Source organism: Cyanothece sp. BG0011 (genome assembly GCF_003013815.1).
Classification (GTDB): domain Bacteria; phylum Cyanobacteriota; class Cyanobacteriia; order Cyanobacteriales; family Microcystaceae; genus Crocosphaera.
In genome coordinates, this window is record NZ_PRLH01000159.1 from 1 (window position 1) to 22,670 (window position 22,670).

The 22,670-nt window shown below is 37.2% G+C and carries 18 protein-coding genes and 6 pseudogenes; 13 read left to right on the forward strand and 11 right to left on the reverse strand.

All coding sequences use genetic code 11. The annotated features are described in order from the left end of the window. From ribA to C4E06_RS29705, 3 pseudogenes are all read left to right on the forward strand, one after another. Positions 1-782: pseudogene (gene ribA / locus C4E06_RS29395) on the forward strand (GTP cyclohydrolase II RibA); the annotation flags it as partial. A 47-nt stretch (positions 783-829) separates the two neighbouring features. Further along, positions 830-1,921: pseudogene (locus C4E06_RS29700) on the forward strand (metallophosphoesterase). 275 nt (positions 1,922-2,196) lie between these two features. Further along, positions 2,197-3,122, forward strand: a pseudogene (locus tag C4E06_RS29705) (Sll0314/Alr1548 family TPR repeat-containing protein). Positions 3,123-3,188: 66 nt separating this feature from the next. Here the strand turns inward: C4E06_RS29705 and C4E06_RS29710 are convergent. Beyond that, positions 3,189-3,754: pseudogene (locus tag C4E06_RS29710) on the reverse strand (Uma2 family endonuclease). Positions 3,755-4,283: 529 nt separating this feature from the next. On the opposite strand from C4E06_RS29710, the gene C4E06_RS20750 reads away from it, so the two are divergent. Then, entirely contained in the window at positions 4,284-5,150 is an 867-nt protein-coding gene (locus C4E06_RS20750; RefSeq protein WP_107670337.1) for an SDR family oxidoreductase, read from the forward strand. A 10-nt stretch (positions 5,151-5,160) separates the two neighbouring features. On the opposite strand, the gene C4E06_RS20755 is transcribed toward C4E06_RS20750, so the two are convergent. Further along, positions 5,161-5,946, reverse strand: a complete 786-nt coding sequence (locus tag C4E06_RS20755) for a DUF3598 family protein (protein ID WP_107670338.1) — start codon at positions 5,944-5,946, stop codon at positions 5,161-5,163. A 96-nt stretch (positions 5,947-6,042) separates the two neighbouring features. On the opposite strand from C4E06_RS20755, the gene C4E06_RS20760 reads away from it, so the two are divergent. The 3 genes from C4E06_RS20760 (at position 6,043) to C4E06_RS20770 (ending at position 8,093) form a co-directional block, all read left to right on the forward strand. Then, positions 6,043-6,879, forward strand: a complete 837-nt coding sequence (locus C4E06_RS20760; protein ID WP_107670339.1) for an SDR family NAD(P)-dependent oxidoreductase — start codon at positions 6,043-6,045, stop codon at positions 6,877-6,879. A gap of 73 nt (positions 6,880-6,952) precedes the next feature. Then, entirely contained in the window at positions 6,953-7,759 is an 807-nt protein-coding gene (locus tag C4E06_RS20765; protein ID WP_107670340.1) for a class I SAM-dependent methyltransferase, read from the forward strand. Then, a complete protein-coding gene (locus tag C4E06_RS20770; protein WP_198648903.1) occupies positions 7,722-8,093 on the forward strand; it encodes a class I SAM-dependent methyltransferase in 372 nt (123 codons plus the stop codon). The genes C4E06_RS20765 and C4E06_RS20770 overlap by 38 nt, the downstream gene beginning before the upstream one ends. Before the next feature lie 5 nt (positions 8,094-8,098). Here the strand turns inward: C4E06_RS20770 and C4E06_RS20775 are convergent. The 3 genes and pseudogenes from C4E06_RS20775 to C4E06_RS20785 all read right to left on the reverse strand — a co-directional run bounded on the left by C4E06_RS20775 (position 8,099) and on the right by C4E06_RS20785 (position 10,871). Further along, a pseudogene (locus C4E06_RS20775) lies at positions 8,099-8,832 on the reverse strand (Uma2 family endonuclease). Positions 8,833-8,871: 39 nt separating this feature from the next. Beyond that, a pseudogene (locus C4E06_RS20780) lies at positions 8,872-9,387 on the reverse strand (pentapeptide repeat-containing protein). A gap of 2 nt (positions 9,388-9,389) precedes the next feature. After that, entirely contained in the window at positions 9,390-10,871 is a 1,482-nt protein-coding gene (locus C4E06_RS20785; RefSeq protein WP_107670342.1) for an LCP family protein, read from the reverse strand. Between the two features lie 262 nt (positions 10,872-11,133). Here C4E06_RS20785 and C4E06_RS20790 point away from each other — a divergent pair, with 262 nt between their 5' ends. Next, the gene (locus tag C4E06_RS20790) at positions 11,134-11,394 is read left to right on the forward strand and encodes a TIGR02450 family Trp-rich protein (RefSeq protein ID WP_107670351.1); all 261 of its coding nucleotides are present in this window, start codon (positions 11,134-11,136) and stop codon (positions 11,392-11,394) included. 152 nt (positions 11,395-11,546) lie between these two features. Here the strand turns inward: C4E06_RS20790 and C4E06_RS29315 are convergent, their stop codons facing one another. The 3 genes from C4E06_RS29315 to lpxD all read right to left on the reverse strand — a co-directional run bounded on the left by C4E06_RS29315 (position 11,547) and on the right by lpxD (position 14,261). Continuing rightward, on the reverse strand, positions 11,547-11,681 hold the full coding sequence (locus C4E06_RS29315; RefSeq protein ID WP_255412177.1) for a hypothetical protein: 135 nt from the start codon (positions 11,679-11,681) through the stop codon (positions 11,547-11,549). 193 nt (positions 11,682-11,874) lie between these two features. Continuing rightward, positions 11,875-13,155 carry a glycosyltransferase gene (locus C4E06_RS20800; RefSeq protein ID WP_107670343.1) on the reverse strand — a complete coding sequence of 427 codons (1,281 nt, stop codon included), beginning with the start codon at positions 13,153-13,155 and terminating at the stop codon, positions 11,875-11,877. Positions 13,156-13,217: 62 nt separating this feature from the next. Next, positions 13,218-14,261 (reverse strand): UDP-3-O-(3-hydroxymyristoyl)glucosamine N-acyltransferase, encoded by a 1,044-nt coding sequence (gene lpxD, locus C4E06_RS20805; RefSeq protein ID WP_107670344.1) that lies wholly within the window; start codon positions 14,259-14,261, stop codon positions 13,218-13,220. Between the two features lie 174 nt (positions 14,262-14,435). Between lpxD and C4E06_RS28305 the strand changes: the two genes are divergently transcribed. From C4E06_RS28305 to C4E06_RS20815, 3 genes are all read left to right on the forward strand, one after another. Continuing rightward, positions 14,436-14,981 (forward strand): DUF4433 domain-containing protein, encoded by a 546-nt coding sequence (locus tag C4E06_RS28305; protein ID WP_198648904.1) that lies wholly within the window; start codon positions 14,436-14,438, stop codon positions 14,979-14,981. Between the two features lie 116 nt (positions 14,982-15,097). After that, positions 15,098-15,601: a macro domain-containing protein gene (locus C4E06_RS28310; RefSeq protein WP_198648905.1), complete on the forward strand. Its 504-nt coding sequence runs from the start codon at positions 15,098-15,100 to the stop codon at positions 15,599-15,601. A 73-nt stretch (positions 15,602-15,674) separates the two neighbouring features. After that, positions 15,675-17,717: a serine/threonine-protein kinase gene (locus C4E06_RS20815; protein ID WP_107670345.1), complete on the forward strand. Its 2,043-nt coding sequence runs from the start codon at positions 15,675-15,677 to the stop codon at positions 17,715-17,717. A gap of 246 nt (positions 17,718-17,963) precedes the next feature. On the opposite strand, the gene C4E06_RS20820 is transcribed toward C4E06_RS20815, so the two are convergent. Both C4E06_RS20820 and tsaB read right to left on the reverse strand, forming a co-directional pair. Then, positions 17,964-18,326 carry a polyhedral envelope protein gene (locus tag C4E06_RS20820; RefSeq protein WP_107670346.1) on the reverse strand — a complete coding sequence of 121 codons (363 nt, stop codon included), beginning with the start codon at positions 18,324-18,326 and terminating at the stop codon, positions 17,964-17,966. A 178-nt stretch (positions 18,327-18,504) separates the two neighbouring features. Next, the gene (gene tsaB, locus C4E06_RS20825; RefSeq protein WP_107670347.1) at positions 18,505-19,143 is read right to left on the reverse strand and encodes a tRNA (adenosine(37)-N6)-threonylcarbamoyltransferase complex dimerization subunit type 1 TsaB; all 639 of its coding nucleotides are present in this window, start codon (positions 19,141-19,143) and stop codon (positions 18,505-18,507) included. 193 nt (positions 19,144-19,336) lie between these two features. Here tsaB and C4E06_RS20830 point away from each other — a divergent pair, with 193 nt between their 5' ends. Then, entirely contained in the window at positions 19,337-20,605 is a 1,269-nt protein-coding gene (locus C4E06_RS20830; protein WP_107670348.1) for an aspartate aminotransferase family protein, read from the forward strand. A 76-nt stretch (positions 20,606-20,681) separates the two neighbouring features. Continuing rightward, on the forward strand, positions 20,682-21,020 hold the full coding sequence (locus tag C4E06_RS20835; protein WP_107670349.1) for a DUF4870 domain-containing protein: 339 nt from the start codon (positions 20,682-20,684) through the stop codon (positions 21,018-21,020). Between the two features lie 5 nt (positions 21,021-21,025). Here the strand turns inward: C4E06_RS20835 and pta are convergent. Continuing rightward, a partial coding sequence (pta, locus tag C4E06_RS20840; RefSeq protein WP_107670350.1) for a phosphate acetyltransferase occupies positions 21,026-22,670 on the reverse strand: 1,645 nt, incomplete at its 5' end.

The following is a 22,670-nucleotide window of genomic DNA, read 5'->3' on the forward strand; positions in this document are numbered from 1 at the left end:
GTCTATCTCAGACAAGAAGGCCGAGGCATTGGCTTGGTGAATAAGTTAAAAGCCTATTCTCTGCAAGATATGGGCCTTGATACCGTCGAAGCCAACGAAAAATTAGGGTTTCCTGCGGACTTACGGGATTATGGTATGGGGGCCCAAATGTTAAACGATTTAGGCATCAAAAAAATTCGTCTCATTACTAATAATCCCCGAAAAATTGCAGGATTAAAAGGCTATGGTTTAGAAGTGGTTGAACGACTTCCTTTATTAATTGAACCCAATAATTATAATTCTAGTTATTTATCCACTAAAGCCGAAAAACTAGGTCATTTATTCCTACAAACTTATTTGATTACCATTGCTATTGACTGGAAAAATGAAAACATCTCAGTCAAGGAAAGATATAAGAATTTAGAGCAAGTGCGTCAGTTAAGTCGTTCCGTTCAATTAGTCTTACAAGAAGAAGCAAGACCGGTGGCGATCGCTTTATTTGAACGACCTTCTTTGATCTTTCATCTGGGTTTGAACAGCTACAAATGGTAGAGGGAAACTGGTATAAAAATATGAACCATCCTTATGTTCAAGCCATTACTAATATTCTCGATACGTTAGTCACTTGGCCCAATATTAAACGATTAGAATTTTTAGTTTCCTCGGGGGATGATCCCATGTTAGGACTACAAGTCAAATTAGATCGTCGTCCCTTTTCTATTAATAAAAAACCCTCTCAATGTACTCTGCCTTGGGAACGACAAACCATTTATAGTTTTACCCATTATCAGTCATCACCTTAATGTTAGTATGGATTCTATTGTTTATTGGTCACTGGTAACTGCAGAAAATGGTTTATAATCGTCGTCAATTTTTAATACTAACAGGTGGGTTAGTTGGTGTAACATTGGCTACAGCAAGTCACAAACTTTTTAGTCAATCTCAACCTAATGACTCTCAAGATATAGCAGTTAACCCCCCGAACTATCTCCGATTAATCAACCGGTTGCTATTGCCCCTGATGGCTTATATGCACCTATTAAAGAGGATGTTAGAATTGTCGTTATTAGTGATTTAAACAGTCAATATGGATCGACTGATTATGATCCAGAAATTGATAAAGCGATCACGTTAATTCCCCAATGGAAGCCCGATCTTGTCCTTTGTGGGGGGGACATGGTAGCCGGGCAAAAACGGTCTTTAACAAAGCAACAAATAGAGGCTATGTGGTCAGCATTTGATGTTCATATTGCTGCCCCTTTAAGACAAGCAAAACTACCCTTCGGTTTTACCATTGGTAACCACGACGGATCAGGTTCCATGAGTGGGGGGAAATACAATTTTCAACAAGAAAGAAACCTCGCTTCTGCCTATTGGAATCATCCGAATCATAACCCAGGATTAAACTTTATTGATCAAGCTAATTTTCCTTTTTATTATACCTTTCAACAACAAGATATTTTTTACTTAGTTTGGGATGCTTCAACCCATATGATTGATCCAAACCAGTTAACTTGGGTCGAAAAATAGTTTAAATAGTTCACAAGCCAAACAAGCAAAATTACGCCTTGCTATTGGTCATCTTCCTCTCTATCCTGTAGCAGTGGGAAGAAACACCCCAGGAAACTATATGGCAGAGGGAGAAAAGTTACAAAACCTTTTAGAAAAATATGACGTTCACACCTATATTAGTGGTCATCATCATGCCTATTATCCAGGCAAAACAGGACAATTAGAATTACTTCATAGTGGGGCATTAGGAGGGGGTCCCCGTCAACTCTTAAATAGTAATTTATCTCCCCAAAAAACCCTCACCATTGTTGATATTGCTTTAGCATCAGAAGCAACTCGCTATACAACTTATGATATGAAAAGCTTACAAGTCATTGATATTCAAACCTTACCTCAGTCTATCGGTAACATTACCCGAAAAGACTTATAGAAGTCTGATGACTAAAAGGAACTTTTTCCATCGATCAATACTCTTAATAACCTAGTCAACATAAGATAGTTTTTCTTTTCTTGAGAGACAGTTAATAAACCGTCTCTATTATCCCTAATCTCTGGATGGTTCAAAATTAAACTAAGTCTTAAGCTTTATCTTTTTGATGTTTTGCTAAAAAGTAATTATAGTATGAAAATTTTTTGCTAGTATCGAGATCACAATCTGAACTGATCAAGATAAATGTATTTTATTAATGTTGCTTGGAGACAATTATGATGAACCCATTGATTAAACTGCAAAAGGTTTCTATGTCTTGGTCTGTGGTGTGTACAGTAGCATTAAGTTTCTGGGCAACCCCCTCATGGGCCGGTGATCCTTTCCGTAGTAGTAACCCCCGTCCCATTGGAGACAATACCGAAGCCGCTTTTGTCGAAATTTTCAAAAATGGCAATTATCCAGAAGCGAAAACCTATTTACAACAAGCGGTTCAAACGGAAACCGATGAACCCCTCGCTTTCGCTATTCAAGCTTCTTTGGCTTACTCTAATGAAGACTGGGATGTCATGAAAAATGCAGCGGATCGAACCCTATCCACGGCTAAAAATTAACGGCCACTGATCCCTTACGGGGTAACTTATATCAAGCAGTGGGACATTTTTTACAAGGGGCCTACACCTTTAAAACCAAGGGTCCTTTAGGGGCCGTTAATAAGTTACAATTGGTGTTTGATCACCTGGATAAAGCAGAACAAATCTCTCCCAATGACCCAGAATTAAACTTACTCAAAGGCTATCTGGATTTAATTTTATCGGTTAATTTACCCTTTTCTTCCCCAGAAGATGCGATCGCCCGTTTTCAACAATATGCAGCCCCTAACTATATGGTGGATAGGGCTTTATTTGCAGCTTATCGGGACTTGGATCAATACGATACCGCTATGCAATATATCGATCAAGCTTTAGCTAACAGCCCTGATAACCCTGAGTTCCTCTATTTTAAAGGTCAACTATTGCGGAAAAAAGGCAGAAGCAAAGACGGTCAACCGAAAGACTTAGTGTTGCTCAAAGAAGCTTATACTTACTTTGAACAAGCTATGACTAAAGTGGATCAACTTCCTAAAGGGGTTCAAATACCCTTACGTCACGATCATCGGGTTGTACAAGATGAAATTTCTAAACTAAGTATGAATCCTAATTAATGTGAATTACCCCAACTTAATACTGTTATAGTTGGGGTTTGATCAGGGTTTTCATTGTCTTGTTAATCACACTTCAAATATTTGCTTAACTGTTAACTTTAATTCAGGAAAAAGAGAGGATTTAATTTCTTGTTCTTCGGTCAACTCTGTAACTTCATAAAATCCAGAAACTAATAACAAAATCGATACTTTTTTAGCCTCTGGATCAATAATCCAATATTCAGGAATTTCTCTGACGGCATACTCAGAACGTTTATAACGATAGTCATCATCAGCATTATTAGGACTCACTATTTCTACCGCTAAAAGGGGAGGTGATTCTAAAACGGCTGTGGACATTTCTCTTATTTCTTGACATTGTTTCTCTGATAAAATAACTAAATCGGGAATTCTTGATTTATTTTTCGCTGTTCTTACCCTACTGTCCCTGGCATCACTTTACATTGCTGTTCGATTCGGTCAATTTCTTGGTCTAGAATTTTGAAAATAAAGTGCAAAATTAAAGCATGAAATCCACTCGCTGGGGGCATAATTTTTAATTCTCCATTGACTAATTCATACTTATTGTCCGTCCCATCGTCATAAGTTAAATATTCTTCAAAAGAATAGATTTTATTGCCTAATTGAACCATTTTTGATGTTCTCCTTTCCTTATTTTAAAGTCAATTTTACGATTAATATACAATTTCTCTAAACTTGGTAACTTATTCTTGTTTTGTCAAGCTCAGTTTACAAATCTTATTTATAGTTTATTTGTTCTAATTTGAAAATTTGGTGAAACTGCTGAATAGTGAAGCGATCGCAGATAACTTTAAATTTTAGAACCTAATCTGTGTCTGGGTTTCAGGACTGAACAATAATTTTGCTTATAATTATCCTAACTATATACCATGACTAATATAAAACAAAACTAACCGAAAGTCAAGAATTGGGCAAATTTTAGCAAAATCAGGGAAAAAGAAAATTTGATTAACGTTTGTAACAAGGGCTTTATAATAAAAATATTAAATACTTAAAAATAATTTTAATAAGCTTTTCTTAATTAAATTGAAGAGATGAGCGAGTCAATCACTGTGATCTTTGCTATCTTCAAAAAGTCTTGTTATAGTAACAAAAAACGATCAAAAATGTTAACGTAAAAATAACACATTTAAACCCCTTATGACAGAACAGCAACAGCAAAACCTAGGTAAAAAAGTGACAGTAATGGGTTGTGGTTATGTGGGTAAAGCAGTGGTAAGCTATTGGTATAAAAAAGGTTATTATGTCACAGGGACTACCACCAAAGAAGAGAAGATTTCAGACTTAGAAACCATTACTCATCGTCCTATTGTCATGAGAGGAGATGACTTAGAAGCGGTAGAAAAAGTTATCAATAATCAAGAGACAATTTTAGTCAGTATTGCCCCAATTAGCGATCGCCAAGTTGATGCAGAAGCTTATGCACAAACCTATTTACCAACCGCGAAAAATTTAGTGACAGCATTAAAGAATAATTCAACCGTTAAACAGGTCATTTATCTGAGTAGTGGTTCCGTTTATGGGAATAAAAAAGGAGAATGGGTTGATGAAACTTCACCCTTAGATACTGAGACTAATTATAACAAAGTTTTAGTTGAAGCAGAAAAGATTATTTTAGGGTTAAACAGAGAAGATATTAATGTTTGTGTGTTGCGTTTAGGGGGAATTTATGGACCCGGAAGAGAGTTGAATAAACGAATAGGAAGAATGGCAGGACAAAACTTACCAGGAGATGGCAATAATTATGTTGCTTGGATACATTTAGATGATATTGTTTCTGCTGTTGAATTTATTAACAAAAAGGGATGTGAGGGAATTTATAATTTAGTTAATGATCTGAAATTAACCAGTAAAGAATTGTGTGATTTAATTTGCGATCGCCAACAATTAGAACGGGTTACTTGGGATGAAAGTAAACCTCCTTTTAGTGCTTTAAATGCAAGGGTTGATAACAGTAAAATTAAAGAAGAAGGATATCAGTTTATCTATGCTAATACTTTAGTTTAGAAGCACATTATTATTGTTCCAAATTATATCTTTTAAGGGTTAGAGATTGAAAGTTTCCAGAAGCATCATAATCAGCTATTAATTCCTGCATTTCTTGTTCATTAATTAACCAATTAGCCATACAACAAAAAGAAGTTCCAACGGTAACTTTTTCAGGACAACTAATAGAAACGCCATCAGGTAAATAGAAAATTTTATGATCTTCTTTATCCCAATTAAATTGAGTAACAACAGGGTCGGAAATTTGTAAATTAGGAGTGATAGTTGTAGCAGTTCCTTGCCAATGTTTGTTTAAGTTTCTTGATGATACTTGTTCTAATTTTCTTGACCAAAAAGAAGAAGGATAGCCGTCAGAATCTTCTCTAATATTAGCCGTTCTCATTAAGTTTCCTTGGTCATCATAAACAATACCGACACTATGTCTAAGATGTTGGTATCTAAAAAATAATTCCAGTCCAAAACCCGATCCTGATTGTAATTGTGTCATTGTCCAAGTCGCATGACCAGAAGGGAAAAAATAACCTCGCATTAAATTAGTTTGAGGATGAAACATACCATCCGATAAACTATGCTCAGATTGATTATAATTCCAACTTTCTTCTTTAATATTATCCTCAGCATACATATATCGATTTAGCTGATAAACTTCTGTTTGATCACTGTTGCCTTCAAAACGTCTAAGACTCCGAAATGACCCTAAAACCTCTCCTGTGGGTGTATATCTAGTCCAAACACCATGCCAATCATACAAATGTTGATCGGTAAAATTTTTCCAGTTTTGTACTTTAAGATCCATAACGTTTGATGATTTAGGGTGAAAAACGACAATAATCTTTCTATAATATAGTTTATATAATCTAATTAATCTAAACGATCACAAGTCTCTTTCATTATGACTCAAAAAGTAGCAATCGTTACCGGAGGAACCCGTGGAATTGGTTTTGGTATTTCACAACAACTAGCCGCCGATAATTATGATCTGATTATTGGCTTTAATAGTGATGAAACCGCAGCAGCAGAAGCTAAGAAAAGATTAGAAACTGAATATCAAGTTAAAGTCTGCACTGTTAAAGGAGATATTGCGAAAGAAGAAACCATTAATCAATACTTTACTTGTTTAGAAGAAAAATTTGAGGGAAAATTAACAGCATTAGTTCATAACGCAGGATTGTATTTAGGAATTACTACAACTCCGACATCAGAAGAAGCAGAAGCAGCCGCAGATAAACAAAAACAATTATTAGCTGATGGAAATTTGACCAGCTTAGAGCAATATGATTATTATCAAAATGTCTATCCTAAATGCTTTATTCGTTGTGTAGAAAAAGCCATTAATTATATGGAAGATGGAAACGGTTATATTGTGGCCACTTCTTCCCCAGGTTGTAATATGACCCAAACCCCACGATTGTCTTATATTATGCCAGGAACAGGGAAAACAGTTGTAGAATTTTTGACTCGATATTATGCCAAAATGTTAGCCTCAAGACAAATTACCGTTAATGTTATTATCCCTGGTTATACAAAAACCGAAGCTTGGAATAAAGCAATGGAAAAATATGGTGGTGTAGAAGGAGAAATGATCAAAAAAATGATAGACAATACACCCATGCAACGGTGGTGTTCTCCTCAAGAAATTGGTCAATTGGTTGCCTTTTTATGTTCTCCGAAAGCTGCCTTTATTACTGGAGTTGCTTTACCCATTGATGGAGGGTTACATTTACGCTAACTTTTTTTAGATCAGTCATACTTAATCTAGTTATCTTGAAAATACTATCTAGAAATATTCAAATAAAACCATTATGACAAACCAATCAATTGGTCTGAATACAAAGGAAGATAATCTAAAATCTTTATGCCCGAAAATTTCTACTCAAGGACAACAATTGACCCAAGAGTGGATAGAAAAATACAGTGCTGCCAAATCAGTCTTTTATCAAGTGGCTGAGTTAGTCAAAACAGAAGTTGAACAATGGACTACAACAACAGGAAAACAACCTACCTACGGTCAAATTCGTCGACAGTTATTAACCCATGATTTAGTTAAAGAATTTGAAAAGATGCGAACTGGACCGGCAGGTCTTGCTTTTAATGCGGCCCGTGCGGATATTAATGCTGACTTAGACTATCAACAAAAGATTAAAGAATGGGAAAATACCGCAAAAGAGCGTCTTAACTTGAACCCTGAACTAGAAATGCCTCTCTATGTTACTCAGCCTAATTTTCATTGGTGTCCTTATGTTGCGACCAATGACTGGGAAGAACAATTTCTAGGCTGTGTCTGGGACATGGGTACAAGTATTATGGGTCAATCATCTCCTACTATTCGTCATTACAGTGTAGGAAGCGGAAGATTAAGCCGTATGGTGAACTATTTATTAGAACGGTTTCCTAATTTTAAGCCCCGACGAATTTTAGATATGGGGTGTTCTGCGGGTGGTTCAACTATTGCTATGGCCATGGAGTTTCCCCAAGCAGAGATACATGGTATTGATGTATCTTCTAGTCAGTTACGGTGTGGACACGCTTTATCTGTTGCCCTTGACTTACCTATCTATTACCACCAAATGGATGCCAGTCATACGACTTTTGCCGAGGGTAGTTTTTGATCTAATTGTCAGTAATATTGTCTTTCATGAATTACCCAATGGTATCAGGCGTAAAGTCATTTTAGAATGTTCTCGCTTACTGTCTCCGGGTGGAATTATGGCCCACATGGAGGGTGGAACTTATATAGCCCCCACTAATATCTTTCAAAAGTTATGGCGTGAATTAGATATCCGTGGCAACAATGAATGGTATATTGGTAACGCCAGTATGGAAAAATTAGCAACTTATATTGAAGAAGCTGGTTTAAGTACCGAAAGGGGTTTATTACAAAAAATCACCCCGTCTTCTGAGTTTTTTGAAGGGGCCTTGCTTATTGGAGGACAAAAAATCTAAATCCATTAAATGTCTTCTGGATCAATCCCCATGTCAATTAGTTTTTGTGCTAATTTATCAGCCCTTAATTTTTCTTGTTGGGCTATTTCTTCAGGGGTAGAAATCCAATTTCTATTAGGATCATACCAGCGTAACCATAGCCTTTCTATCCTTCATAACAACCTTGCCAAAGTCCTAACCCTAAGCCAATATCCTCCATCCAGATGCGAGATTCAGTTAATTCTAATTCTCGGTAATGACTTCCGGTTAACTGAAATGCCCTTAATTGATCCGTATAACGATCAAAAACAATATAATAAGGCACTCTCAAAATACGCTCATAAACTTCCCATTTCGTGGGGAAATTTTCTGCTTTTCGTAATGTTTGTCCCAAGTCTTCTTTTTCTGTTCCAGGTGATAGTAATTCTACCACGACAAAAGGATTAATTCCCTCTTGCCATACCACATAACTCAACCGCATATCCTGTTGTTCATATAAGCGATCAACCCCTACCACCGCAAACCAGTCCGGACGCTTATACCAACCGGTATGACGCACATCATAATAAAGATTCATATCCGTAGCAATAAACACTTCATCGGGAGAATAATTAGCAGGATGAAATGTGTATTCAAGGAGTCGGGGTTGTAGAATATGATATTGATCTGGCACACCGGGTTCCTCCGGATCTTCGCTAGGGAGATCATACATGGTGGGAAGAACCTTTTTCGGATCATTTAGGGCATCAGTTTGATACATAATAATGACGTTTCAAAACAACTTAAATCTAATGATAAGTTAACGACACCCTAAACTATCTCTAGTGGAAACCCCAGTGACTGGGTTAACCCCTTCGGCCCGTTCACACATTAAAGAAACTTGATAACGATCAATCACTGGCATTGGTAAAGTCGGCCCCGGTAATCGTAGCATCATAGAAACGAGTCCGAGTGGCGATCGCATCAACTAAATAGCGTTCGTGAGATCCGCAAAATCTAAGGTTACGCGATCGAGTAAAGATGAACTGAGATCCGCCCCCTTCAAATTCGCCCCTAAGAGGATTCCTTCAGTAAAAATGCCATAAGAGAGGTCAGACCCTTCAAAATTGGCTTCTCGCATATCTGCTGCTGCGAATACACCCTTTTGTAAGTCCTTATCAGAGAAGTCTTGCTGTTGTAATTCTCCATAAGTATAATTGACCGTGTTATCTTGGGCGATCGCCACACGAGCATCCAACAATATCCAAAGACTCACGATTAATAGTAGACCAGCTAAGGCCAATAAACGGAACAATAGGGCTTTAACTTGTTTCATCATCATTGATCACGGGTTTTCAGAAAACTATCCCCCAAGACTAAATCTTTAGCATCTAAGCCAATGCGTAAAGTTAATTGAGAGTCTAAATCTCCTGTAGAAGATGCTTCTACTCTACCCATTCCTAAAGTGGTTTGCAAGTAATTAGCTGCTTCAAAATCCCCTTGTTGCACCACAATTTCTGTTTCTCGTAATAATTGAGGCGCATCGGAGATAGTATAAACATTATGAATGTCTTGTTTAGCCAGATATTCCCTAACTTGATTCGCTAACCCTGGATCATCGGTCGCATTTTGTAGGGCAATTCTCACACGGTTAGGGGAACGACGAGAAGAAGACTGCCATTGGGGAGTAATCCCGAAATATTGTTCCATCACTTGATCCCGTCCCCTTTCTGACATCACCCAATAACTACGGCTATCAAATTCTTCTTCTTGACTAAAACGACCCGGTAACATCACCATTTGCACTTGATCTCGGTCAATTTGTCGACCAAAATTCACCAAGGCCAACATTTCTTCCCAGGTGAGATTAGTATCGATATGTTTTTCTACTAAACCGATCGCTTGGGGAATTCGGGGTATAATAGTGGGGTTAGTAATGCGTTGACGCAGGGCTTTAAGCAGGATTTGTTGTCGTTGGACTCGGCCAATGTCACCATAACTATCTTTACGAAAACGGGCAAAGTGTTCGGCCTGTTCCCCGTTAAGAATTTGCCTACCGGCTTGTAAATCAATCTTCAGGTTTTGGGTTTTGTCTTCATACTCCATAGCATAAGGGACAAATACTTCTACCCCTCCTACCAAGTCGACTAATTCTATGAAAGCATCCGTCGTCACCCGAACATAGCGGTCAATGGGAACATCATTGAGGGTTTTGCTCAGTACCCTAGCCGCTAACCCTGGTCCCCCATGAATGTTAGCGTCGTTAACTTTAGTGTAACCCAACCCTGGAATATGAACCCGACTATCCCTGGGAACGGAAAGCATTTTAACGGAATTATCAGCTGGATCGAAGCGTAACAGTAAAATGGTGTCACTGCGTCCCCCAAACCCTTCAAGACTGCCTGGAGGGGTATCTAACACCCGATCAATTCCTAATACTAAAAGATTAATGGGACGGGATAAGCGATATTGTAGCAACGTATTATCCACCACAGGGGTAGATGTCTCGTTAGAAGGCGTTTCAGTGGTAGTTGTCCAAGGATTGGTTATCTTTTCAGTTAAGGGTAAAATCCTCTCTGATAGGGGACTCAATAGAGTAATTGCAGCCCCTGCGGTGGCTGAAACCACAGCAGTACAGCCAAAACCCATTCCCCACAATATCCCTCTAAAAAGGGGACTCACTCCCTTGTTTTTTCCTTGTTTATGTAAATGATTGGTTCCTACCATTTGGTTATGGTATTTAGGGGATTTGTATTTACGAGACCCTGATTTTCGTTGAAAACCAGATTTATTAGACACTCTGTTCACACTATTGGCCATAATTACCTCAACACACCACAAACAAGAAGTCAGAGGCTAAAAGTTATGAAGTGATTAATTGTTTACTTCAGGTCGCCACTTTCACCTACTGAGCAATGACACAAGGGATCACGCTTATTATGTTTTAGAAGGATGTTGACAGGAGGATGTTCCCCGTTTAGTTAGTTATCAGTGAACAGTGACCAATGACCAGTGATTAACTCATCTTGAGTTAAACTAAGGGTAAGTCATGGGAAAAGATGATTATTTAGTTATTAAGAAAATGGCCAAAAAACAAAAATTTCCTCACTTATTAGGATCAAAATGGACAGCAAAACAAAAAACATGGGGATGGCGACATTTTCAAGTGGTTAACCGCAAAAATCAAGGACAATTTGTCTTTGCCGAAATGGTTGCTTCTTGTGATGACAATGTTCGTTTTTGGATCAATGCAAAACAATTTAAAGATCGATCTTTATGGCAACCGGGATGGCAAACTCTAGAAGAAATGAACCAACCAGAAGAAGACTTTGAAATTCTTTAAGTAGAGTTATTTTGATTATGTTCTTTTTCTATGATAGTAATAATTGCTTGTTTTAAGCTTGGTAAAAATTTTTTAATGACTCCCCAAACTTCATCTTAATCAATTCCCATATAATTAGAAATTAAAATATTTCTAAATCCTGCTATTTTTCTTCAAGTTATTTGTGGATACTTTGCTCTTACTTCTGGGGAAAGTTGTTTAACTGCTTCTCCTATTAATTCAAAACAACCAATGACTCCGTCTTGAATTAAGGCAATTCTATCTAATAAGTTTCTACCTGGTTCCATTTCTACTAAAAAATCAATGTCACTATGTTAAAAGACTCTGTCGACACCCAACTTTAGTATAATCAAGTAGTTCGTGATCGATGATCTCCTAAGATAACAATAGGATTAAAATCTACTTTTGAAAGTAAATTTAGATAAGGTTGTTCGGCAATGCTCTACTCATTTGTAGATTGCATATTCTCGATTTATTTTATTAATGTTTTTTAGAGAAAGCCGGTTTTCCAGTGGCAAGAACTTGTTCTACAATATCAATGGCTTGACTCACACCACCTGCTTTTTTAATGGCTGCTTGTAACCTTAAAGCATTCTGTTTATAAGACTCTTCGGTTAATACCTTTTCAATAGCAATTCGCAATTTAGAAACCTTGACACTTTTTAGGGGTACAACTTCACCACATCCTGTCCAAACGATACGGGAGGAAACGCCTGGTTGATCATTGGCAATGGGAATAGCAACCATAGGGACTCCATTATTGAGACATTCTAAGGTGGTATTCATCCCTGCATGGGTAATGGTTAGAGCCGCTTTTTGTAACAATTCCAACTGGGGCGCATATTCGACCACCAGGGGTGAACCGGCAAGGGGTGGCAAAGACTCAGGTTTAGCCGAACCCCCTAAAGAAATGACTAATTGAGCATCTAACCCCACACAAGCTTCTGCTATCTGTTGAAAAACCTTAATTAAACGATTTTGAATAGTTCCTAAAGACGCATAAATTAAGGGTTGTCCGGTTAATTTTTCATAGGGAAAATCAGCCACATCTCGACCCACCGAACTATGATAAGGTCCTGTAAAATGAAACCACGGGGGTAATTCTTTTCTGGGAAATTCTAATTCTGCCGGTTGTTGACTGATTTGAGCTAATTTAGAGTAGCATTCACTGGGATGAGAGAGAGGAGACAAGTTCCATTGCTGTCGATACTCATTAATTGATTCTATGATGGGTTTAATTAGTCGACCTCGTATTTGATAACCTAACCCGTTACGCAGTTGTCCCAACCAAGACGGATTATAGTTCCAGTTAGTAAAATAGGGCGGAACCGTTATTTCTTGGTTCAAGACGACAGCACTACAAATGCTAATAAAGGGAATACTGAGATAATCTGCCACTGAACCCCCTCCAAGAGAGACTTGATCGACTAATAAAGCTTCTACGCCTAGTTTTTTGATGGCTTTGGGGGTATCTCGCAAGACTACGACTATATCGTTTTTGACCCAGTTAATCGTATATTTATAGGCTTCAAGACCACTAAGTTGACCTAACTCCGTTAATTTTTTTGGCGTTATTCCTTTGGGATACTCAGAGTCTCCGACAGCCTGAAATTCTAGGCCAGATGCTAGGGCTTTTGATTCGACATCCAGTATATTAAATACAGTAACGCGATGACCACGCCTTTGTAGTTCTTTGCCCAAGGGAAACATGGTATTCAGATGGCCAGTGGATGGCGGACAAATTAGCCCATAGTGAGTCATTATGATTAAAACCTCAATAAAAATTTTTTGATAAATTATAAATAAAAACTAGAAATAAGAAGTTATTCTTCTAATTTTTTTTGTAACCGTTTCAAGGTTTGATACATTTCAGGCAGCTTTTTATAAATAGCCGATGCTTTTAAATATAACTTATTAGAAACTGCCGGACTACTCGAAACAATTTCTCCGGCCGCCACATCATTAGGGATACCAGTTTGTGCAGTGGCGATCGCACCATCTCCTATTTTAGCTTGGTTAGCCACACCCACTTGTCCTGCTAAAATCACCCGTTTACCCAAGGTAACACCACCAGCTAACCCAACTTGAGAGGCCATGACACAATTTTCGCCAATTTGACAGTTATGGGCAATATGCACTAAATTATCTAACTTGGTGTTACGCCCTATGCGAGTGGTTCCCACCGCAGGGCGATCAACTGCACTATTACAACCGATTTCTACCCCATCTTCTAAGATGACATAACCGGACTGTTCCATCTTAAACCAACCTTCGGGGGTAGGTACAAAGCCAAACCCTTCGGCCCCAATAACGGCCCCACTATGAATCACACAATCATTGCCAATTTGGGCCCGTTCATGAATGGTACAATTAGCGTGGAGTAAAGTGCGATCGCCGATAATTACTTCAGGATAAATAACCACATTTCCCTGAATACAAGCATTATCCCCAATTTTAACCCCCTGTTGAATGATGACATGAGGACCAATATAAACGTCTTTGCCTAGGGTAACACTGGGATCAATAATGGCGGTTTCGTGAATACCAGGGGAGGGTTTAAAGGGAGTATAAAAGAGTTTGATAGCGTGAGCAAAAGTTAAACGAGGTTCTGGGGTGGATAACCAAGCAAGACCTTTTTTTGTCGCTTCTTGTTGTAACGTTTCGTCACAGGGCAAAATTAAGGCACTGGCTGCGGTTTTGGACACCATTGCAGCAAACTTCGGCCCTTCGATATAACTTAATTGTTGGGTTTGGGCTTCGTTAACTGCAGCAACCCCTGTAATCTCAGGGTTATGATCTTCATTAGTGGTTAAACTATGTTCAGTCACTAATGGGCTGAGTTTTTCAACGATTTCTTGAAATTTCATCTCTATAGTAATAATTTATAACGTTATTCCTTATTAGACGTACTTAGGGGTTATACTGTTGCGCGATCGCTGTGATGACTCGAATTTAAACTTAGACTAGATTATTATTTATGCTAATATAATAAATTATATAGTACACCAGTCTTGATTTTAAAAAAATTACATAATATAATAATGCCTAAATTTGATATTAAAAATCTTTATTATATTACTCATATTGAGAATATTTCTTCCATTCTTCAAGAAGGAATTTTATCTCATGGACAAGTAGAGAAACAACAGATTCAGTTCACTCCTATCTATGATAATGAAATTGTTAATAAACGCCAAAATAAAGCAACCCCAGATCGGCAAAGTTTATGGAATTATGCTAATTTGTATTTTCAACCTCGTAATCCCATGATGTATCGAGTTGTTCATGAAAAAACACATAATAATATTGCTATTATCTCAGTTAAACCTAATCTTTTATCAGTATCAGATATAAAAATAACTGATGGCAATACAGCTAATAATACAACTCAATTTTACTCCTTGCCACAAGGGAAAAAAGTCTTACAAAAAAACTGGAAAATTATTCAAAATGAATGGTGGAACGATTCAGATGGTTCAAAACGTATTATTATGTCTGAATGTTTAGTCCCCGAAAAAGTTAACCCGAACCTGATTGAGTCCATATATGTATCAAATTATGATACACAAAAAAAATCCAAAAAATAATTGGTAATGTTAAAATTCCTGTTATTCCTGAACCTAATCTATTTTTCCAACCTAATTTGGCAAAACGAATTGGTAAGAATATTTCGCTAATTAGTGGGGATATGTTTTTCTCAAATATGCAAACTTTAACTATTAGTGTCAATCTTCAAGGAATTATGGGTAAGGGATTAGCATCTAGAGTAAAATATCAATTTCCTGATGTCTATGTTGTTTATCAAGATATGTGTCGAGCAAAACAAATAACTGAAATTAAACCTTGTCTTTATAAACGAAAAACATCAATGGATGAAGAACTTGCTGATCTCAGTTTACCCTTAAATACACCTAACTCTGTTAAATGGTTTTTATTATTTGCTACTAAACGAAAATGGCGAGAAAATTCTCGATTAGAAGATATTGAAGGAGGTTTAGATTGGATCAAAAAAAATGCAAAAAAACAAGGAATTACATCTTTAGCTTTGCCAGAATTAGGATGTGGATTGGGGAATTTAAGTTGGTCTGATGTAGGCCCATTGATGTGTCATTATTTACATGACATTGGTATGAATGTTGCTATTTATTTACCTCGTGAACAAGAAACATCTTCTCAATATTTAGAAGAAAAATATTTGCTTAGGTAGTTATTATTTGTTATCAAATTTTAAAAACTGGGAATAATACACATAAGATAAATTGCTATAGGATAGTAAACAGATGAGTGCTAATCTTCCCAACTTCACCGAATATGGTTATGAATTAATAAAAGTGATAGGACGAAACCGACACGGGGGACGGCTCACTTATTTAGCTAAAGATATTAACCGAAATCATCCAGTTATTATTAAACAGTTTCAGTTTATTTCAGAAGCAAACCCTTGGTGGGGACTAGAAACCTTAGAACAAGAAATAGAATTATTGCAACAACTGAATCATCCCAGAATTCCCCATTATTTAAACTCATTTAGTTGTCCAGAAGGTATGGGTTTAGTTCTCGAATATATCGAAGCAGAATCTTTATCAAAAATTGGTCATCTGAACCCCACTCAAATCAAAACTATCGCCATTTCCCTGTTAGAAATTCTGGTTTATCTTCAAGAACAAATTCCTCCGATTATTCACCGAGATATTAAACCCGATAATATTTTAATTGATGATCAATTGAATGCTTATTTAATCGATCTTGGCTTTGGAAGAGTGGGAATAGAAGAAGTTTCAGGGAGTAGTACCGTTAAAGGAACCCTCGGTTTTATGCCTCCCGAACAACTATCAGGAAGATTAACAAAAGCGTCTGATCTCTATAGTTTAGGGGTAACACTTTTTTGTCAAATGAAAGGTTTATCTTCAACAGAAATGCCCAAATATTTAGATCATAGTGGTTCAATGGATTTATCTAGTTTAGAAAGTCAAGTCAGTGAAGAGTTTATGACTTGGTTATCACAAATGGTAGAACCCAACCCAAGCGATCGCTTTTCCGACGCAACAACGGCGTTACAAGGGTTATTACCTCTAAGAATGCTTCCCCCCGCCTCTGTAACTAAATCATCTCAAAAACCCCTTAAAACCTCTGAAAACCCCCTTTCTACTCACCGAGGGAAAACCATTGGCCTATGCAGTATCATCGGTTTAACTGTCGGTATTAGTTGGGGATGGATTCATCAGGGGTTAGGATTAGGATTAATACTAGGAATAATTTTAGGGTTCGGACTGAGTTTAATCTTTACCTCTCGTCGTTCTTCTGGTTTTTTGGGTATTCCTCCTTTTTCTTGTCTATTTGGGGTCATTTTAACTGCTTTGGCCACAGGATTAATTATTAACCCGGCTTTAATTATTAATGGTTCTCACTATTCTAAAGTTGATTTATGGAACCCCAGAGATTATAAAGTAGCAGAAGGGGTCGGTTTTACCTTATATAGCGATCGCCCATCATCCCAAAAAGATCAACAATTACGAGAATTTTTAAATCAATTTCGCATCGAAGTTAATCGTTATCTGTTTGATCCAGGTTCTCCGAGTTGTTCAACGGAAGTGCATTTTTTTAGGGAAGATAAAAACTATTATGCTGCTGCAAATTATTTTGGACTGAATACAGACTATGGCTTTTTAGTTCGCCCTTTAGTTCGTTCTCCTTTAGTTATTATGAGAGAAGATTCAGGACTAGGAACCCTTACCCATCAGATGATGTATCATTATTTAGGCTGTTCTTATCCTGAAGGAATTCCAGGATGGGCCGCACAAGGGGCTGCGAGTTTCGTAGAGAAATTTCTCGCTTTAGAAGAAGAAGGAAAGGTTAATTTTAGTTGGGGATATCGTAGTAATTGGCGAGATGTGGAGTTAAGAGAAAGATTAAATTATATTGATTTAAAAACCGCATTAATTGAACATGATGATCAAAGTTTATTTCGTTCTTTGTTTTTATTTTTACATCATCAACAAAAATTAGTCCCGTTATTAAATCGTCTTCATGGTGCGAAAAATGATGGTATTCTGCAACTAGAAACTTTATTTAAAGAACCCATTGAAGAAATAGAAAAAGAGTGGCGAGAATGGATGAATACAGAAGCGTTAACCTTGCCAATGGTACAAGCATCTTTTATGAGTTCTCCTGAAGAAACAAAACGAATTAATCCCTATTTACGAAGATATTGGACTTGGGATCTAAAAAAAGAAATGTGGTTAAAACAAAATATCAATTCTCCTGATGTGATTCCTTATTTACAGGGTATTTTAACCGCTCAAAATCCTTATTTATTTAAGTAACACCAATTCTTAACGTTGTCATTGCGAGGGAAAATCACAATTAACCTTTCACTCTTATTGAAAATCCTCCGAAGCAATTATACAAACAACATCAAAGATTGCTTCGGTGTGTTTTTAGTAACAATCAAAGGTTGCTGTTTCTATTACCCCTCGCAATGAACACTTTAATGAATAATGAACCGTTTCACCTAAAATGAGGTAATAGTAAGTTATTCATAGTTTTAGATAGTATAAAATAATAATCAATTAGCTAGTAAAGTTCGGTAAAAACAACTTGACTAATCCTGCCATTAATGCGGTAACAATAGCAACAAAAATAGTACGATTGGTAAAATCTAAATTATCAAGTCTTTTATTCACTCCTGTTAATTCTCCTTTGACATTTGCTACTTCAACTCTTAAATTATTCACATCTTCAGATAATTGTTTTATTTCTTTATGAAGGTTTTCAGATAGTTTATCTATTTTGGTATCAACATCTTTAGAAAGTGTATCTATCCTCTTGTTAACTTGTTCAGAAGATTTATCTATCTTTTGATTAACTTCTTTGAATTGTTCTAGAATAAAGCTTTTTAGTTCTCTGATGTCATTTTCTGTTATGGTGGACATAATCTAATGTTCCTCGTTTCAACTAAAGCTTAACAACAAACTTGATTATTTTTAAGTATAACATCTTATACCAGTTCTCAGAAATAGCTAGAGAGTCCGCCACGTCGCTTTTGTAACGGTTTAAAGCAGCTGCAAGGGAGGTAGACGTATTCATATAAGTTCGTCCTAAGTATTAATATTAAACCACAGACATCCCATAAAAAGGCATAACTTCTGACCAATGGGGACGCTTTCCTTGTTGCCATTGATAATCGGCCAATTCTAAAACACTACTCACTGTCATTCCTAATTGTGATGGGGTTATTAACGGTTGACAAGAAAGATTTAAATCTTGTAGAGTTTTCGCCCAATCTTCAGGGAGCATAACGGTATCATTGACAATAATATCTAAGCCATTGTCTTGTTTATTTTTACAATAAATTGCTCCATAAAATTGACCTCGTGAGGCTTTCATCTGTACATAAATAGGCTCATTAACTTGATAATTGCTCCCCTTAAACCAAGCAAAAGCCGCTAAACTAGAAATGCCAAATAAAGGAATAGTTAACTGTTGAGCTAACGTACGGGCTGTAACCAGACCAATGCGATTACTGGTAAAACTTCCTGGGCCGGTTGCCACAGCAATAAACTTAAAATCTTGCCAGCTTTTCGCTTGAATAAATTCTTGTAAATATTGATGTAAATAATTAGATAATTGTCGATCTAAATTCCAAGTTTTGGTATAATATTCTGTGGAAAAATTACTGAAACTAAGTCCCAATTGTGAACTGGTGGTATGTAACCCTAAACCATAGATAGGAGGAGTCAATGAAGTCATAAACAAATAATCAATGAAACATAGATAAAATCTTAATTATTTTATCAACTGTTGTGATCTCCATTGAATAATTGATAATTTATAATCAGATAATGATCACATCTGGGGAAACCCTAAACAAACTCTAATTTTGTTCTTCAGATTGACGACAATTGCCTAAACCGGCGTAACGCGACTTTTTCAGGAGCCAATCGTGACCCATACTACCCTCACAGAAAACCCCGCCAAATCCTTTGACCCGCAACACTTTGATAACTATGTGATGCACACCTATGGACGGTTTCCCATCGCCATTGATCGGGGTGAAGGGTGTCGTCTTTGGGATACCAAGGGCAAGGAATATCTCGATTTTGTGGCTGGTATTGCCACTTGTACCCTCGGCCACGGCCATCCTGCTTTAGTCAAAACCGTCAGCGAACAAATTCAGTCTTTGCACCATGTTTCTAATTTATACTATATCCCCCAACAAGGAGAACTGGCACAGTGGCTAGTAGAGCATTCTTGTGCTGATAAAGTATTTTTCTGTAATTCTGGCGCCGAAGCTAACGAAGCAGCCATAAAACTCATTCGTAAATATTCCCATACGGTTCTTGACTTCCTAGAAGAACCGGTTATCTTAACCGCTAAAGCCAGTTTCCACGGACGAACCTTAGCCACCATTACCGCCACTGGTCAACCCAAATATCAACAGGACTTTGAACCCTTGATGCCAGGGTTTGCCTACGTTCCCTACAACGATATCAAAGCCATAGAACACGCGATCGCTGATCTCGATGAAGGAAACCGTCGGGTGGCTGCGATCATGTTGGAACCTTTACAGGGAGAAGGAGGGGTAAGACCGGGAGAAATCGAGTATTTCCTCCGTTTAAGAAAAATTTGTGACGAAAATAATATCTTATTAGTTTTTGATGAGGTACAAGTGGGAGTGGGCCGCAGTGGCAAACTGTGGGGTTATGAAAACCTAGGGGTTGAACCGGATATCTTAACCAGCGCCAAGGGGTTAGCCGGAGGGGTTCCCATTGGGGCGATGATGTGCAAAGAGTTTTGTAACGTTTTGACCCCTGGAACCCACGCCAGTACCTTTGGGGGCAACCCCTTAGCTTGTGCCGCAGCCTTGACGGTCCTCAAAACCATTGAAACTGATGATCTCTTAAACAACGTACAGGCCAGAGGCGAACAGTTACGCACTCGTTTACGGGCGATCGCACAAAAAGATCCCACCTTATTTACCGATGTTAGAGGATGGGGATTAATTAATGGTATGGAAATTAACGAAGAAATGTCGATTACTTCCATTGATATTGTTAAAGCTGCTATGGACGAAGGATTATTATTAGCCCCGGCTGGACCGAAAGTATTACGTTTTGTTCCCCCTTTAATTGTCACAGAAGATGAAATTAATCAAGCAGCTGATCGCTTAGAAACAGCGATTAATAAGGTTTGTGCTGCTACAGTTAATTAGAAATAGAAGCAAGAGTGCGTTATTTTTTAGCGGACTCTTGTTATCATATCGGTGAGCCAATAAGAGGATTATTAATATGAATGATGAGATTACAAAACGAAAATTATTAGATGCTATCTCTCACGGTTCTATTTTTTTTAGTGCTACTTTTGTTTCTATTGGGGTTCCCATTGCCATCTTTTTCATATCCAATGATGAGATTGTCCAAAACAATGCAAAAGAGGCGTTGAATTTTCACTTAAATGCTTGGGTGTATGGTATTATTTTCGGAATTTTAACCGTTGTTATCATCGGTTGGCCATTGTTAGCTATTTTAGGTATCGTTACTTTAGTGATGCCTATTCTTGCCATTATTAAGGTGTTGAGTGATCCTAATCAAGTGTATCGTTATCCTTTTATTTTTAGAGTCTTATAAGCCATTTATTTATCACTTGCTTGAATGGCGGTAATGACCACAGTATTAATAATATCTTCTACCGTACAACCCCGACTTAAATCATTGACGGGTTTTTTTAATCCTTGTAAAATCGGACCAATGGCGATCGCTCCGGTTTCTCTTTGGACAGCTTTATAGGTATTATTCCCTGTATTTAAGTCAGGAAACACAAATACGGTTGCAACTCCTGCCACTTCTGAATTGGGCATTTTTTGCGCTGCAACGGTCTTATCTACCGCAGCATCATATTGTATCGGCCCTTCAAACAAAAGGTCTTGACGGCGTTTTTTAGCCAGAATGGTGGCTTGTTTGACTCGTTCTACATCTTCTCCTATTCCTGACTCTCCAGAGGAATAAGACAATAAAGCAACTCTGGGAAAAATACCAAAGGTTTGAGCGGTTTCTGCCGAAATAATGGCAATTTCTGCTAATTGTTCGGCGGTAGGGTTCGCATTAATCGCACAGTCTCCATACACTAGCACTTTTTCGGGTAAACACATAAAAAAGACCGAGGAAACTAACTGATATTCGGGTTTAGTTTTTATGATTTGTAATGCCGGTCTTATGGTGTTTCCTGTGGTATGAATTGCCCCTGACACCATACCATCGGCATCCCCTAAATATACCATCATTGTACCAAAATAAGACACATCCATTAACATATCTTTGGCATTTTCTAAGGTTATTCCTTTATGTTTTCTAAGTTCATATAAGCTTTTAACATAATCATCTAACTTCAAAGAATGCAAAGGATTAATAATCTTGAGATTATTAATATCTAATTGAATACCATGACTTTGTATTGTGCGTTCAATACGAGTTTTTTCTCCCAATACTGTAATATCAACAATATCTTGAGATAAAAGGGTCGCCACTGCTTTAAGAATACGGGGATCTTTTCCTTCGGGTAAAACAATATGACGTTTATTTAATTGTGCCTTTTGGATTAAATTATAAGTGAACATCTTCGGGGTAATTCCCTCAACTTCTATTTTATTAATCAGATGTTCTAAAATAGGTAAGTTAACCGATTTATCAAATAGTTCAATACTCCAATTAATCTTTTCAATATCTCCTGCTTTTAAAGAACTATCGACGGTTTGTAACCGAGATGCAGTAGGATAAGTATAAGTATCCACCCAAAGGATAGGTAAGGGATCATTTAATCCTCCAATTAATTGACCAATTGACAATTCTAATTCACATTCTGTTGTCAACAAGATACCAGCTAAATTCGGATAATTGGTTGATTGATGGGCTTGCAATGCACCAATAATAACGTCCCCTCTATCTGATGGAGTTACCACTAAATCATTATCTTGTAATTGGGTGATTGCGTGTTGCATTTGCATGGCAGCAATGAGATAATTAAACACTAAATTATTTAACCGTTTTTCGCCATATAAGACCTTAGCTTTTAACTGTTCTGCTACTTCTTTCATTCTGGGACTATCTAACTTTTTATCATAGGGAATAACTGAAAATAAATAGTTATTTTTACTATAGGTTTGTTGTAAATAGTTATTTAAAAAATTAAGATCTGAATGAGCAACTTTATTAATAATAATACCTAGAATTTTACAATGTTTTTCTCGGTAGGAATCAGCAACAATTTTAAGAGAAACACTA

What these genes read in the sequence shown, in the direction of transcription:
- C4E06_RS20785 (WP_107670342.1), bottom strand. Translation starts at nt 10,871, where the DNA reads ATGGCCAATAGTGTGAACAGAGTGTCTAATAAATCTGGTTTTCAACGA.
- C4E06_RS20835 (WP_107670349.1), top strand. Translation starts at nt 20,682, where the DNA reads ATGAATGATGAGATTACAAAACGAAAATTATTAGATGCTATCTCTCAC.
- C4E06_RS29315 (WP_255412177.1), bottom strand. Translation starts at nt 11,681, where the DNA reads ATGGAACCAGGTAGAAACTTATTAGATAGAATTGCCTTAATTCAAGAC.
- C4E06_RS28305 (WP_198648904.1), top strand. Translation starts at nt 14,436, where the DNA reads ATGCCTAAATTTGATATTAAAAATCTTTATTATATTACTCATATTGAG.
- C4E06_RS20820 (WP_107670346.1), bottom strand. Translation starts at nt 18,326, where the DNA reads ATGTCCACCATAACAGAAAATGACATCAGAGAACTAAAAAGCTTTATT.
- C4E06_RS20760 (WP_107670339.1), top strand. Translation starts at nt 6,043, where the DNA reads ATGACTCAAAAAGTAGCAATCGTTACCGGAGGAACCCGTGGAATTGGT.
- C4E06_RS20800 (WP_107670343.1), bottom strand. Translation starts at nt 13,155, where the DNA reads ATGACTCACTATGGGCTAATTTGTCCGCCATCCACTGGCCATCTGAAT.
- lpxD (WP_107670344.1), bottom strand. Translation starts at nt 14,261, where the DNA reads ATGAAATTTCAAGAAATCGTTGAAAAACTCAGCCCATTAGTGACTGAA.
- C4E06_RS20815 (WP_107670345.1), top strand. Translation starts at nt 15,675, where the DNA reads ATGAGTGCTAATCTTCCCAACTTCACCGAATATGGTTATGAATTAATA.
- C4E06_RS20755 (WP_107670338.1), bottom strand. Translation starts at nt 5,946, where the DNA reads ATGGATCTTAAAGTACAAAACTGGAAAAATTTTACCGATCAACATTTG.
- C4E06_RS28310 (WP_198648905.1), top strand. Translation starts at nt 15,098, where the DNA reads ATGCAAACTTTAACTATTAGTGTCAATCTTCAAGGAATTATGGGTAAG.
- tsaB (WP_107670347.1), bottom strand. Translation starts at nt 19,143, where the DNA reads ATGACTTCATTGACTCCTCCTATCTATGGTTTAGGGTTACATACCACC.
- C4E06_RS20770 (WP_198648903.1), top strand. Translation starts at nt 7,722, where the DNA reads ATGCCAGTCATACGACTTTTGCCGAGGGTAGTTTTTGATCTAATTGTC.
- C4E06_RS20765 (WP_107670340.1), top strand. Translation starts at nt 6,953, where the DNA reads ATGACAAACCAATCAATTGGTCTGAATACAAAGGAAGATAATCTAAAA.
- C4E06_RS20750 (WP_107670337.1), top strand. Translation starts at nt 4,284, where the DNA reads ATGACAGAACAGCAACAGCAAAACCTAGGTAAAAAAGTGACAGTAATG.
- C4E06_RS20790 (WP_107670351.1), top strand. Translation starts at nt 11,134, where the DNA reads ATGGCCAAAAAACAAAAATTTCCTCACTTATTAGGATCAAAATGGACA.